At 39.6% G+C, this 14399-nt stretch carries 14 protein-coding genes and 1 pseudogene; 5 read left to right on the plus strand and 10 right to left on the minus strand.

Going from position 1 to position 14399, the window contains the following annotated elements; all coding sequences use genetic code 11:
- Positions 1-2 precede the first annotated feature (2 nt).
- From C4H12_RS08690 to C4H12_RS13980, 4 genes and pseudogenes are all read left to right on the plus strand, one after another.
- Positions 3-920, plus strand: a complete 918-nt coding sequence (locus C4H12_RS08690; RefSeq protein ID WP_106098569.1) for a hypothetical protein — start codon at positions 3-5, stop codon at positions 918-920.
- A 73-nt stretch (positions 921-993) separates the two neighbouring features.
- Complete coding sequence (locus C4H12_RS08695) at positions 994-1338, plus strand: hypothetical protein (protein ID WP_106098570.1); 345 nt, start codon at positions 994-996, stop codon at positions 1336-1338.
- A gap of 12 nt (positions 1339-1350) precedes the next feature.
- Positions 1351-1695, plus strand: coding sequence for a hypothetical protein (locus tag C4H12_RS08700; RefSeq protein WP_106098571.1), 345 nt, complete (start codon positions 1351-1353; stop codon positions 1693-1695).
- A 73-nt stretch (positions 1696-1768) separates the two neighbouring features.
- A pseudogene (locus C4H12_RS13980) lies at positions 1769-1897 on the plus strand (transcriptional regulator); the annotation flags it as partial.
- A gap of 33 nt (positions 1898-1930) precedes the next feature.
- Here C4H12_RS13980 and C4H12_RS08710 read toward each other — a convergent pair.
- The 7 genes from C4H12_RS08710 to C4H12_RS08740 form a co-directional block, all read right to left on the minus strand.
- Complete coding sequence (locus C4H12_RS08710; protein WP_106098572.1) at positions 1931-2836, minus strand: hypothetical protein; 906 nt, start codon at positions 2834-2836, stop codon at positions 1931-1933.
- A gap of 290 nt (positions 2837-3126) precedes the next feature.
- Positions 3127-6795, minus strand: coding sequence for a phosphoribosylformylglycinamidine synthase (purL, locus tag C4H12_RS08715; protein ID WP_106099456.1), 3669 nt, complete (start codon positions 6793-6795; stop codon positions 3127-3129).
- A 136-nt stretch (positions 6796-6931) separates the two neighbouring features.
- On the minus strand, positions 6932-7279 hold the full coding sequence (locus C4H12_RS08720; RefSeq protein WP_106098573.1) for a DUF2752 domain-containing protein: 348 nt from the start codon (positions 7277-7279) through the stop codon (positions 6932-6934).
- On the minus strand, positions 7272-7610 hold the full coding sequence (locus tag C4H12_RS08725) for a hypothetical protein (protein ID WP_106098574.1): 339 nt from the start codon (positions 7608-7610) through the stop codon (positions 7272-7274). The genes C4H12_RS08720 and C4H12_RS08725 overlap by 8 nt, the downstream gene beginning before the upstream one ends.
- Before the next feature lie 200 nt (positions 7611-7810).
- Positions 7811-8500, minus strand: coding sequence for a hypothetical protein (locus C4H12_RS08730; protein WP_106098575.1), 690 nt, complete (start codon positions 8498-8500; stop codon positions 7811-7813).
- A gap of 66 nt (positions 8501-8566) precedes the next feature.
- Positions 8567-9151, minus strand: a complete 585-nt coding sequence (locus tag C4H12_RS08735) for a Crp/Fnr family transcriptional regulator (protein WP_106099457.1) — start codon at positions 9149-9151, stop codon at positions 8567-8569.
- A gap of 134 nt (positions 9152-9285) precedes the next feature.
- Positions 9286-10050, minus strand: coding sequence for an aldo/keto reductase (locus tag C4H12_RS08740; RefSeq protein WP_254424739.1), 765 nt, complete (start codon positions 10048-10050; stop codon positions 9286-9288).
- A gap of 138 nt (positions 10051-10188) precedes the next feature.
- On the opposite strand from C4H12_RS08740, the gene C4H12_RS08745 reads away from it, so the two are divergent.
- Positions 10189-10608: a SlyB protein gene (locus C4H12_RS08745; protein WP_106098576.1), complete on the plus strand. Its 420-nt coding sequence runs from the start codon at positions 10189-10191 to the stop codon at positions 10606-10608.
- Between the two features lie 85 nt (positions 10609-10693).
- On the opposite strand, the gene C4H12_RS08750 is transcribed toward C4H12_RS08745, so the two are convergent.
- From C4H12_RS08750 to C4H12_RS08760, 3 genes are all read right to left on the minus strand, one after another.
- The gene (locus C4H12_RS08750; protein WP_106098577.1) at positions 10694-11536 is read right to left on the minus strand and encodes an aldo/keto reductase; all 843 of its coding nucleotides are present in this window, start codon (positions 11534-11536) and stop codon (positions 10694-10696) included.
- A 364-nt stretch (positions 11537-11900) separates the two neighbouring features.
- The gene (locus C4H12_RS08755) at positions 11901-12596 is read right to left on the minus strand and encodes a Bro-N domain-containing protein (protein WP_254424740.1); all 696 of its coding nucleotides are present in this window, start codon (positions 12594-12596) and stop codon (positions 11901-11903) included.
- A gap of 180 nt (positions 12597-12776) precedes the next feature.
- Positions 12777-14339, minus strand: coding sequence for a hypothetical protein (locus C4H12_RS08760; protein ID WP_106098578.1), 1563 nt, complete (start codon positions 14337-14339; stop codon positions 12777-12779).
- Between the last annotated feature and the right edge of the window lie 60 nt (positions 14340-14399).

A 14399-nucleotide genomic window follows, 5' to 3' on the forward strand; every position in this document is an offset into this window, starting at 1 on the left:
GTATGAATTTCCCTTTTTCTTATAGCTATTTTGGCAAAGACAGTGAAAAAATAGTCTTCGAACTTGACAATACCCCCTTTACAGTCGATATAGAAAGCAAAAACATAAAAAATCAAGTAGTAATATGTCATAATACTACCTTTAATGATGAGTTTCTAAGTGCTTTTGGAGAGGAAACCTATCAAAAAACACTCACTATCCACAAAAAAGTCACCCATTTTAAGGTCAAACACCCCATAGCTAAAATCAATAACACTCTTTTCTCCTCCACAATACAAGTAGAAAAAATCCATATACGCTCCTTCTCAGATACCATCCGCACCACATTTATATATATCGAAACCCAAGGTGAAATTTTGCAACAAGATTTCAAAGTATTAGCCCATAGCTTAAATTTCCTTACCGAAATGGGCTTTGTCATCATCAACAAAGAAAAACTACCACAATACCTCTCACTACAATCTCTCCCCAGTGATTTGTCACCCTCTATAGAAACCACCAATATCTCCGAAATTTTAGCCCATAAAGGACTAATGTATATCGTCTGGGGCTTCATTCCTGCCTATTACCGACTCATTGTTACCCAAGCCTCCCTCTCCCCCTTCCCCATAGGTAAGCAAGTAGGACCTATAGGCTACGGAATTTTCTCCGAACCCTATGAAACACAAGCTATCATAACAGGTGAATCTTTAGAGTGTATCTATGAAGAACCTACCCTTTGCAACTCCTTTAACAATGCAGAATATAAAGGCTTTTCAGTGAAATTTTACGTATCAGGACGTATGGAAGGCAATGAAACCTACGAAGCCCTCAATGCCTATATTCACATAGAGTTACACCAAGCCTCTCCCCAGCTATACGAACTCGACCTCATCGATCCCAAAGAAATATTTAATAACGAAATAGATAATGAGGGCTAATGGACTATAATCAGTTTTATCAAATTTGCCAATCACTTGATTTTTTATCCAATATAGAACAACAAAAAGCCCTATGCTCACTCCCGATTCTATTTTCTCACCCTCTCACCCCGATTATGCCCTGATAACAAATATTAGCAAAGTACCCAATGCCCCCTATTGTTATCGCGCTATTATGCTCGAAAATAAGTTAAGCCAAGAACTTATCCGCCTTTGTGAGGAATACCACCAATGTATAGAAACCTTTAGCCCTATTCTTGCCGATATAGCTGAAGAAAAAATTGCCGCCTTTCAATTATGTCTTAAAGAAAACGCCACTAAAATATTTGATCTTAAAATTGAGGGTAATGAAGTAATATTCTATACCAAATACCGCTGTGCCGAAGGATTTTTAGACGATTATCGGTGGAATTTATAAAATATGTAAGATATGACAACAACACCCCAAAACAACAACACCCCTACAGAAACCATAACCCTTAATTGGGCTGAAATTAATGCACTCTTAAAACTGCTACACTTTGTTAAGTTTGAGTGCGATGACTTTGAAGCCGATATATTCAGAGGCAGCCCACTAATTAACGAAGTTTTTAGAAAAGTATTAGCCATAGCTCCCTATCGTGAGTATCGTTATACCACTCTCAATAGCTATATAATGGAAATGATAGAGGCACGACTTACCGATGATGAATATTATAATAACCTAACAGATAAGGAGAAAGAAACCTATTTAGCAGTACTGGCATATCCTTATCCTTTAAAAAAAGAAGAGTAAATTAATTTATGGACAGATACAATCAAATACATCTTTGGATAGGTAGTAATTTTGAAAAAGAAGAAAACTACCTATAATATTTTTTACTTCTGAAGAAATCAACCTCAACCCTCGTGCGTCTTGGGCAGAGCTTTTGCAAATAGCTTTTATAAATAAGGAACAATATTTTCCTATAAGTAGATTAGCTTATGAAGAAGTATTACAACACCTAAAAAGCAACAATTAGGTAAGATGCCTAATAATCTATTGTTCTCACACCGTGTATTCTTTTTTTCTTCTTTGGCTTAGGAGGTATAATATGAAGATTTTTATCTCCATATTCATTGAAAAGGTAGGCTACTTGGGCAGTTTTATCACTTACTACATACCAATATTCACGAAGTTCTCCAAATAGTTCATACTCACTGGTTAGTATCCATACCAAGCCTTCTATATCCCAAGAAGGTGTGAACTGCAAGTGTGTAAGTGCATCTTTTTGTAGAGAAGGATAATTTTGCCTATAAGCTTCCACAATAGCAATTACCTTTTCACGATTTAACTTAGGGAAATTACCATTACGAAAAAGATGTTTATCAAAGCTTTTTATGTGCTTATATTTTTGAAGCATCCAAACCATATAAAGCTGTGCTTTAAGTTCGTTTTGCAAAGCAGCATCAGCAAATCCCTCAGGGGTATAAATATCTTTATCTTCTATCTGTAAGCGCGTATCAATAACACTAATAACTGCTTTCGAGAGTTGTAAGGCACAATTATTTTCTGGGTCAATAGCATATTGCAGCATACTTTTTAAAGACGCTACAAGTTCATAAACTACCCTCTCATCAGGGTCAGGTAAATCTAAATGTAAAGTATCAACCGTTTGTAGGGTTTGGTAATAATCTAAAAGGGAATGAAGTGTTTTAGTAGCTTTTCCATCTACTATCTGCCAAAGGTAAGAAAGTATATTTTTGAAGAGTTTTATTTCATTTTCTTTAAAGAATTGGTGTATTTGTAATTGGCTTTGTTGCCATAGTTCTTCACACATCCAGCACCCCCAAGAAAGGGACCCTTTTTCAGGAATAGTAGCTATTTCAGTTTCAATAGTGTTTAAAAACGCTTTAAAACTTTCAGGTACTTTAATATTGGGTACAAAATCATTCATCACTCTCACTAATTACTTATAGCTATTACCTATAAAAAAAAGAAAGTCCGATAAAAGAATTATCGGACTTCTTCATTAACCAACCAAAACTTTAAATTATGAAAACTATTATTTGAAGTTTACAATGAGCTACCACCCTCATTGCGATGCAAATGTACGAATAATTCGTTAGTTGTCAAGCAAAAATTCAAGTTTAACAAAAGTTTAATATAAAAGGGGCTAAATAAGCCCCTTTTAGCGTAATTTTAAATTTTATAATACAATTCTTTTTAAGATTTTGTTTGCCATTTTTATTCAGCATTACGTGCTTCAATCCACTTGCGGGCATTGATAAATGCCTCTAACCAAGGACTAACCGCTGTTTTTTCACTCGGATAGTACGCCCATTGCCAAGGGAAAACCGAACGCTCTATATGGGGCATCGTTACCAAATGGCGCCCTGTTTTGTCACATAACATAGCAGTTTTGTAATCAGAACCATTAGGATTGGCAGGGTACTCCTGATAAGCGTATTTACCTACGATATTATATTCGGCTTCTGCCAATGGCAAGTGGAATTTCCCTTCGCCGTGTGATATCCATACCCCTAAAGTACTACCTGCAAGGGTGGAGAGCATCACTGAGTTGTTCTCAGGAATGCTTACCGATACAAAGCCACTTTCGTGCTTGCCACTATCATTATGCCACATCTTGCCGTGCTCTGCGTGCTCAGGATTGATGACTTCTAATTCCATAAACAACTGGCAGCCATTGCAGATACCTACTGAAAGGGTATCGGGGCGGGCAAAGAAATTATCCAATGCTTTTTTAGCCTGCTCGTTGTAGAGCAAAGCACCTGCCCAACCTTTGGCACTGCCTAACACATCCGAGTTAGAGAAACCACCTACAGCCCCTATAAATTGTACGTCTTCTAAGGTTTCACGTCCGCTGATAAGGTCGGTGGTATGTACGTCTTTCACATCAAAGCCTGCTAAGTAAAGGGCATTTGCCATTTCGCGCTCGGAGTTGCTACCCTTTTCGCGTATCACTGCCGCTATAGGGCGTTTGCCTGCGGGGCGTGCGGGTTTTTCGCCCGTGAAATGCGCTGGGAAAATGTATTGTAAAGGCTGCTCAGAGTAGTTTTGATAACGCTCGGTAGCCTTGTTGTTTTGAGTTTGTTGTTTGTCTAACAGATAAGAAGTGAGATACCACACATCGCGCAATTCGGGGATATTGAAATGGTACGATTTTCCGAAATGGTGAATGGTAAGTTCTTGTGAAGTAGTTACTTCACCTATATTAGCCCATTCTAAGAAGTGTGCTTCCAAAGTAGCTTCAATGCTGCTATCGGCTTGTATTACCACCCCTGCATTTTCAGCAAAAAGGGTTTTGACAAGGTCTTCATCGGCAGAGAGTCCGCTCAAATCAATGGTAGCTCCTAAGTCGTTTTCGGCAAAACACATCTCTAAAAGCGTTGTGATAAGTCCGCCGCTACCAATGTCGTGTCCTGCTTGTATTTTTCCTTCTTTTATGAGTGATTGTACTACGTTGAAAGCTGTTTTAAAGCCTTCGGCATCTGTTACGGTAGGGGCTTTATCGCCTATTTTGTTTAACACTTGGGCAAAAGCCGAACCTCCTAATTCAAAATGAGCGCCCGAGAAGTTGATATAATAAATGTTGCCTCCATTGCGTTTCAATACGGGTTCTACCACTTTTTGTACCTCATTACAATGGGCAGCCGCCGAAATAATCACTGTACCTGGGGCTATTACATCACCACCGTCGGGGTATTTTTGTTTCATTGATAGGGAATCTTTACCGGTAGGGATATTGATACCCAATTCAATTGCGAAATTAGAAGCGGCTTCTACAGCTTCGTACAAACGTGCGTCTTCTCCTTTATTACGGCACGGCCACATCCAGTTGGCTGAAAGCGATACACTTTGCAAGCCGTCTTTCAGTGGTGCCCAAACAATGTTAGTCAGTGCTTCGGCAATGGCATTGCGACTGCCTGCGGTAGGACTGATGAGTGCCGTAAGAGGCGAATGACCAATACTAGTAGCGATTCCTTCTTTGCCATTGTAGTCCAAAGCCATAACTCCAACGTTGTTCAAAGGCAATTGTAGTGCGCCTGCACATTGCTGTTTGGCAACTTTGCCCCCTACACAACGGTCTACCTTATTGGTAAGCCAGTCTTTACAAGCCACACTTTCTAATTGCAGTACTTGTACCAAATAGTTCTGTAACTGACTTGCATAGTAGTGTAACTCTTCGTAATTAGTAACTACTGTTTCATCGGTCATTACAGTTTTTGGCGAACTGCCAAAGAGCGCGCTGAGGTCTAAATCCATTGGGTGGGTACCTTTCTTTGCAGAAGCAATGCTAAAATGCTTGTCGCTGGTAACCACGCCCACTTCGTACATAGGCGCACGCTCACGGTCGGCAATAGTTTTTAGTTTAGCAATAGCCTTTTCGGGCAATACCAATCCCATACGCTCTTGAGATTCATTACCTATAATTTCCTTGTCCGATAGGGTAGGGTCGCCTACGGGTAGTTTGTCTAAGTCGATTTTACCGCCGGTTTCTTCTATGAGTTCCGATAGACAGTTGAGGTGTCCGCCAGCTCCGTGATCGTGTATAGAAACGATAGGACTTTCGTCCGATTCTACCATTGCGCGAATCGCATTGGCAGCGCGTTTTTGCATTTCGGGGTTAGAACGCTGTACGGCATTGAGCTCGATACCTGCGCCAAAAGCCCCCGTATTGGCAGATGATACAGCTGCCCCTCCCATACCGATGCGGTAGTTTTCACCACCTAAGATAACTATCTTGTCGCCTTCTTGAGGGGTGTGCTTTATGGCTTGTGAGGCTTTAGCATACCCCACGCCTCCTGCTTGCATAATCACTTTGTCAAAGCCTAATTTGCGTCCGCCTTCTTCGTGTTCAAAGGTAAAGAGAGAGCCCGTAATGAGTGGTTGCCCGAATTTATTACCAAAATCGCTTGCCCCATTAGAGGCTTTGATGAGGATATCCATTGGCGTTTGGTACAACCATTGGCGTTCAGCCATTCCTTTTTCCCAAGGGCGGTCTTCTTCTAATCGGGGGTAAGCCGTCATATATACCGCCGTACCTGCCAAAGGCAAAGAACCTTGTCCGCCAGCGAGACGGTCGCGTATTTCACCTCCCGAACCTGTAGCAGCGCCATTGAAAGGCTCTACAGTAGTAGGGAAGTTGTGAGTTTCGGCTTTGAGAGAGAGCACTGCCTCAAAAGGTTTTACTTCGTAGAAATCGGGTTTATCGGCACTTTTGGGTGCGAATTGGTCGACGGTAGCCCCTTGGATGAAAGCCACATTGTCCTTATAAGCGGAAACAATGCTATTAGGATGTTCTTGTGAAGTCTTTTTAATGAGTTTGAAAAGGGTAGAAGGCTTTTCCTCACCATCGATAACAAAAGTACCGTTGAAGATTTTATGGCGGCAGTGTTCGGAGTTGATTTGTGAGAAACCAAACACTTCTGAGTCGGTGAGTTTGCGCCCCAGTTGTTTAGATAAATTTTCTAAGTAGGCAACTTCTTCAGCGCTTAGTGCAAGCCCCTCTTGCTGGTTATACGCCTCGATATCATCAATTTCAAGTGTTGTTTGTGGGGTGATAGCTATGGTAAAGCTATCTTGAGTAAGACCGTTGTATTGCTCAAAGAGCATAGGGTCGAAAGGGGTATCGGGGTTGGTTAGTTCGTGGAACTCTTCGATGCGGGTAATTCCATGAATATCCATATTCTGGGTAATTTCCACAGCATTGGTACTCCAAGGGGTAATCATTGCGGCACGAGGCCCAATGAAAGTGCCACTAAGGGTAGGCTGGTTAAGTTGTTGGGCATTGCCAAACAGCCATTTCAGTTTGTTGAGGTTGGCCTCAGAGAGGGTAGCTTCGGTAGCTACCACATAGATAGTGTTTTTTGGGTTTTTAAAGAAGAGAACCATCTTTTCAATTAATAATTTACAATTAATAGTTAACAATAAGGAGGTAGCTTTTAGTATATAGTTCCTTTGATCATTTTTGCCAAAGGTCGTAGTACGAAGAGCCATTAAAAACTTTGGCAAAGGTACAAACTTTTTTTTAAATAACAACGAGTGGGTAAATTATGATAAGAACGGCATCGGTTATTAAAAGTTTTTTGAGGTGTTGAGGATGATAATAGGCTATGGCACTATGCAAGATTCGGCTTATGAAAAACAGCACTCCAAAAGCAAAAAGCCAATATGAATGAGGATTGATAGGTGTGCTGAAATTTAGGTGGAGAAACTGTGATAAATCACGAGAAATACCACAGGTGTGGCAGGGCAGATTATAAGAGACTTGGTAGTTGCAGTGCAAAGGCAGAGAACTATAGCGGAAATAGGCTGCTATAGCTGTGAGAAATATTACCAATAGGACATTGGCTAAGAGGTATTGCTTATTATTCATTAGGGTGAGGCTGGGGTGGTGAGGGCGGCAACCGTTGTTCTTTATAAAGCATTATTTTGCGTGCTGTTACGTAGATGATAGCTTGTGAGCCCCCTATGGCTGTTGCTACTGCTGAAAGTATTAAGGCTGCTATTGCAATAGCTTTGTTAGTTTGGCGCTTATAGGTAAGGTAGAGTGCTATAGCCGAAAACACTAAAGCTGCAGCCCCCATAAAAAGTGATAAAACACCAACACAAGGGACTACAGCAAACATAAAACTAACGACTCCCATTACTAAGGCTATTACACTAAGAGTAATAGCCAAAGGGTCATCTTTTTTTATTATTAACATCCTACTATTGACAATTGATAATTAACAAAAAAACAATCTCAGTTTTAATTATTTCAAAGGAGGGAATAAGTAATTTTAGTCCTTCCTGATTTTGAGTTGTTATATAAATTAACGCGCAAATGTAGTAAAAATATTGTAATTGGATTTAGCTGGAAATAAAAAACTTTGATAAAATGTAATTGCTTGTTCGTCTCAATTTGCTAATTAGCAAATTTTGCGATTAGCTCTTCTGAGCGTTTGCGCCCTGCTAAATAGTTAGGATCAAGCTCTATGGCTTTTTGTAGATAGGCAAGGGCTTGGGAGCGGTATTTGCGCTGAGGGTGCTGTTTTGCCCACGCCCAATATACAAAACTCATTATTTTCCAAGAGGCGTACTCGGGGTGTTGTGCTTGCTTGCGTATGATATTTTCAAAATCGATTTTGGCTAAAGCACGCTTGCGGAAGTAAAACCAAGGTAGATTTTCGGCTACGCTACCGCGCATAAACTCGGGGAGATAGTGTATTGCCCCATACTTCTGTATTGTTATTTCAAAGAGTTGGAAACTTTTGCCAATGAGGGAAAGCTTAAAAGTTTCGGCAGCTACTAAAGCCATTGCTGAAGCCTTATAGGAGAGGATAAAAGGCTGTAAAGCCTCTGAGGCTTGGGGATGAGCTTCGCAGTCTGATAAAACGGTGAGGCTTTTTTGTGCATAGCCTTTGTAGTGCTTATTGAAAAAACCTAAATTAAGGGCTACTTCGTGATAGATAATTCCTAAGCGTACTTTGTTAAGCAAGGAAGGAGTTTCCTTATACTCAGTTTCAACTTCGGGAAGTTTGGATTGCAGGAGGTTGTTGTCGATGAATTCCATTACATCGTCTAAGGCGATTTGATACTCATTAAGTGTAGTCATTACGTGTTCTTTTTAAAATTCGGGGCAAAAGTACAGCGTAATGAGCTTTCGTGTTGTTGACTTAAGTTAAGATTTTTTGGTGTGCATACGTTTTTGTAATCGGCTTAAGCTTTCGGGACTGATACCTAGAAGATTGGCAATGTACTTTTGAGGCACCCGCTGAAAGAGTTCTGGGCGTGAGCGCAACAAGTGCTGAAAACGTTCTTCGGGTTTATCGGCGGCGAGGTACATAGCGGTATCGGTCGCACGTTGGAGGATTTGTTCTGCCATTAGGCGTCCGAAAGTTTCGAAGTTATGATGCTTGGTATAAAGAGCAAAAAGGTTTTCTTTAGTGATGCTATATACGGTAGTTTCCTCTAAGGCTTGCAACGAGAGATTGGAAGGAGAACCATTATTAAAACTCATAAAAGCGGTAGTCCATTGGTTTTCTAGAGAAATATCACAGGTTTTTTCATTGCCGTCATCTTTGGTGTGAAAATGGCGAACGCAACCTTTGACAATAAAAAAGAGATGCTTACAAGGCTGAGGTGCCTGTAAAAGCATTTCTTTTTTGCCAAAAACACGTTCGGTGAAATACTGATCGACTGCATTGAGTTCTTCCTCGGTAAAAGGAAGAGCTTGCTGAAAATGTTTTTTTAGAGAATCAAACATAATGTTATTTGATCTGTAGCTTACCATTATAAAAATTACTGAATTTGGTGATTTTCCAATAAAACTCGCCGTGATGCGAGGTGCATAGGATGCTTGCAGCACGGAGAGTTTTTTATTGCATATTGTGCTATGAGTTAATTACCATATTGTAATATCATCTCTACAAAAGCAGGGTCTCGGTGAGAATAGAAGAGCGTTTGCTGGGTATCAAGAGCTACTATTAGGCTCATATCCTCTGCTGAGAGTTGGAAGTCAAATATATTAAGGTTCTGCTGCATACGCTCTTTGCGCACCGACTTAGGAATGCAGATAATATCTCGTTGCAGAAGATAACGCAAAGCTACTTGGGCAGCTCTTTTGTGATACTTTTCGCCAATAGCATTGAGCGTAGGATTGGCAAAGAAATCGTTTCTGCCTTCGGCAAAAGGACCCCACGACATTAACTTGGTATCGTATTTCTTCATTAGTTCTTGGAGGTCTTGCTGTTGGTAGAATACGTGTGTTTCCATTTGGTTTACAGTAGGTTTTATCTCAGCGTGGTATGCCAAATCGAGGTATCTATCGGCATAGAAGTTGCTCACGCCAATAGCGCGTACTTTGCCCTCTTTGTAGGCTTCTTCCATAGCGCGATAAGAGCCGTAATAATCACCAAAAGGTTGGCGAATGAGTAGCAAATCGATATAATCAGTTTGTAGTTTGCGCCAGTCGGCTTTGGAAGTAGGGCATCCCCATATTTTAGACCATATACCAGTAGCGAAAATATCATCGTGGTTGAAATCGTCGTGCCAAATTAATTTCCATTCCTCTTTTTCTTTGGAAGAGGTGTCATCTTCTTTTTGTTCTTGAGAGCAACCTACAATGATGCTCCAAATGCATAAAATAATAAAAGTTTTTCTCATAATATTGTATTGTTTTTAAGTTATTCTAAATGCAAAGGTAGTGATAATTTGATAATTAGCAAATTAGTAAATTAGCGAATTTGCATATTAGGCAATTATGTATTACTTTTGTGGCATTAAAATATTAATAATATAATTATGAAAAAAGTATTTTTAATGGGAGTGTTAGCTTCCTTTATGTTAGCGGGTTGTGGTACAGCTAAATCACCAGAGATGAAACGCTTGGAAAAACAACAACAAGCCTTGAAACTCAATACCGAGCTCAACGAATTGCAAATGAAACTCACACAAGAGCAAACCAATAATCAGTCGTTGCAAACTGAGGCTGCACAGGCTAATGAAGAAGCTACTGATCGCACGGATGCTTTTAGTGATGCGAGTTCGGCTTCAGCAAGTGCTAAAAAAGCGAACAAAGCTGAAAAGGCTTTGCGCAAAGCTAGTAAAGCTAATAAGCAATTAGCAAAAAGTAATCGCCGTATTGAGAAATTGCAAAAAGACATCACTAAATTGCAAGAAAAGATAACTGAACTAAATGCTGAAGTAGAATTTAGCAAATAGATACAAGTTAGATGTTTTATTAAAAATTCCCGTGTGGTACAAGTACCACACGGGAATTTTACTAATTAGCACATTTGCTAATTTGCTAATTACCATATTGTAGTATCATCTCTACAAAAGCAGGGTCTCGGTGAGAATAGAATAGCGTTTGCTGGGTATCTAGAGCGACTATTAGGCTCATATCCTCTGCTGAGAGTTGGAAGTCAAATACATTAAGGTTTTGCTGCATACGCTCTTTGCGCACCGACTTAGGAATGCAGATAATATCGCGTTGCAAGAGATAGCGCAAAGCTACTTGGGCAGCACTTTTGTGATACTTTTCGCCAATAGCATTGAGCGTAGGATTGGCAAAGAAATCGTTTCTGCCTTCGGCAAAAGGACCCCACGACATTAGCTTGGTATCGTATTTCTTCATTAGTTCTTGGAGGTCTTGCTGTTGGTAGAATACGTGTGTTTCCATTTGGTTTACAGCAGGTTTTATCTCAGCGTGGTATGCCAAATCAAGGTATCTATCGGCATAGAAGTTGCTAACGCCAATAGCGCGTACTTTGCCCTCTTTGTAGGCTTCTTCCATAGCGCGATAAGAGCCGTAATAGTCGCCAAAAGGCTGGTGAACGAGTAGCAAATCGATATAATCGGTTTGTAGTTTGCGCAAAGAGGTCTCGATAGAGGCTTTTGCCTTTTCATAACCTGCATTGCTTATCCACACTTTGGTTACGATAAAGAACTCTTTGCGGTCGATACCACTTTTCTTAATAGCATTACCTACGCCCTCCTCATTGCGATAGATTTGGGCAGTATCAATCATTCGGTAGCCTACCGAAATAGCATCGCTTACGCAACGCTCACATTCTTTAGGGTCTACTTGGTATACACCGTAACCCAAGAGGGGCATTTGTACCCCGTTGTTTAATTGGATGTTTTGCATTTGTAATTCTTATTTTTAGTTTTTTGACCTTGTAAAGATAAGCAATTTTTGTAAAATAATTGTTATAGAGGAGTTGGTAGTTTTTGAAATTCCCCCTTCAAAACTTTTATTAATGACGAGTTTCCATAATAAAGTTAGGTATAAGTTAACGAATCTGCTAGAGAATAAAACTCGTGGTGATGCGAGCTGCATAGGTTGCTTGGACTACGGGGAGTTTTATTTATTGTGTGTTGTGCTATAGCTGCTCAATTTTAAGGAGGTCTTCAGCTTTTGTAGGTGATATGACACTGCGCCCCAATTGTGCTTCTAATTGCTTGCGCGCTACTTTGGCTACACTACCACCTTCTTTAGCTACCTTTTTCTGTTATTCTACTCCTTGTGGGTCTCGTTGTTTGGAAAGCTCGGTAGCTGAGGCTTCGGCTAATATGTTAAAAGCCATTTCCAAGTTAGTCATATTATCACGTAAGTTCTCTTTTTTGAGTCCTTTATACTGCTTGTATTCTTTGGTAGTAAATCCACTCCATTGTTGGGTGATAATATCAGTGAGAGTAGCATACTCTACCCCTTCTTTTACTCCTGTGCGTTTCCACTCATCAGTTAGTTCTTTTGGTACTTCAATAGATTTGATACGTTGGTTTATCCACGCTTCTGAATATCCCAAGCGACGATAATCGGCTACGGCTTGTTCTATAGAGCGTTCGGGGTCTTGCAGTTGGTCAATACGAGTACTAGCAACTTCTGCCATCCATAGTTTAAAAGGCTCTGCCTTAGGAGAAGGTATAGACTGTATCAAACGGAAAAGTTGTTCAGTATCAGCGACATCAGTAAGCCGCATTTTGCCATCAGCTGCTTCTAATTTCAAAGCGTTACAGTTTGTAACGGTTTCATTTCCCTCTTCTTTTAGTCGTTTTTTTAATACACGCCAATAGGTCTGAGGGTTAGTGCTATCAGTTAATATAGCCACTGCATCTACAATTGAGAAATACCATTTCTCGTGAGTGTCGTCCCAAATGGTACGCACCTTGCGTTCTTCAAATAATTTGACAGCTTCTTTTTTCATTTCAGATGATGATATGTTTTCAAGTTACAAAGGTACTAAACAATTAAGAATTAACAAAAACTCGTGGTGATGCGAGGTGCATAGGCTGCTTGCACTATGGGGAGTTTTTTATTGCTATTGTGCTGCAACTTGCTTGTTGCGCTAGGGCTTAATTATTGTAATCTTGGAGTATAAAGCTAGTTAGAAATACTCTTTCATTGTTCTGATGTCTAGATAACCTTTTTTACCTTTCTTTACAATCTGATAGAAAGAGTGAGTTTGGGGGTCTATTTTTTCGTATATAACCTTTTTATGCTGGGGGTAGATACCTATCTTATTATCTTTGTAGAAATAGATAAGTCCATCCTTATGTTGCTGAATATTATCGTAGATGATAGGGAGCTGTTCTTTTCCTATGAGATGTGCTGAAGGATATTTGCGCACATTGCGTTTAAAAATATTTTCTTCTTCGTTTTCTTTATCCTCCTCTATTCCTTCAATATATAATTCTTTTTCTGAAATCTTTTGATAATTGTATTTGAACAGTCCGTATTTGTTCCCGCGTTGCACACGTATAAGCTCTGGGTGATGGTAAATGTTATCGACAAAAAAGTCATTATCATCCCATTCAAAATACCTACTACCATTAATGAAAGAAAGTGTTTCATCGGCACTTCTATCAGAAAGATAGTTTCGTTTTTCGGCTTCGAACTCTGAAGCAAAGCCTCCAAAACCATAAAGCATATAATGTGGGTGTTCTGATTTTTCAGGGTCTTTTTTCAATGAATAACGACTTTCATATACTGTTCCGCAGAGTGAGTAACTGATTCTTGGGAATTTTTCTATACGTTCGCCATCTATTGTGTAATATGCTGCCCCTTGCTTGTTAAGCATTTCAATGCCATCGCGGTAGAAATAAGCACTGCGCATCTCTTTGAACGATTTTTTTTGTAAGTAACTATCATAGAGTTCAAATTTGCTCCCTCTTCTGGTTATAATGCCAAATTTGTTATAATAGATTGTATCGTATCTGCCTGAAAGCACTTTTTCTTTATAGGTATTCATAAGCTCATAACGCTTGCCTTTGGGGCGAAGTATGAGATGCTCTTCTGGCTCATAATCGATAAAATCATCACTATAGGAGGAAGGGTATTGAGTTGGCGCAAGTATGGTTGTCTCTCTGTCGGTTAAAAACAAGGTTTTATCTTTTAAGGGTACTATAAAACCCTCGATATTTTCTCCATCACTCAAGAGGTAAATGTTTCGCCCTTTTTTTAGATGGATAGTGTGTAGTGCATAATAATCTTTTCTTTGATAAAGTTTTTTTTCTTCTGTATCTATATCACATAACAGAGCCAAGTAAGGGTTAAGTATCTTGACAATTGTTTGAGTATTCTGGTCATAGATAGGAGGAAGTGTTTTAAAGATTTTGCCTACAAAATCGCTGGGGGTAGTGCGTTGGATATCTTTGAGGTAGATAATTTTCTTATCGTCCTCTTTTATCTCGCTCAGGGTCTCTAAATACTCCTCATCATAATCAACCAATTTGAGATCGTAGACTTCGGTATCGGTATCTAGATTTTCATCTTCTTGAGACTCAAATTCTAACTCTAAAAACTTGTCTTTCTGTTTTTGAGCATAAAAATAAAGTCCCCCATCAGAGTCATAAGCGAGGATATCGATATGACGGGTTGAAGTTTCTTTTTGTGCTTGCGCTAAAGAAGTGAGCAAGATAGCAATGATAAGAGTGATGTTTTTTAACATAACGTTCTAAGGTTTTTGTTGGCAAAGATAGTAATAATTTGCTAATTAGCAAATGAGAAA

It is taken from the genome of Capnocytophaga sp. oral taxon 878 (genome assembly GCF_002999135.1).
Lineage (GTDB): Bacteria > Bacteroidota > Bacteroidia > Flavobacteriales > Flavobacteriaceae > Capnocytophaga.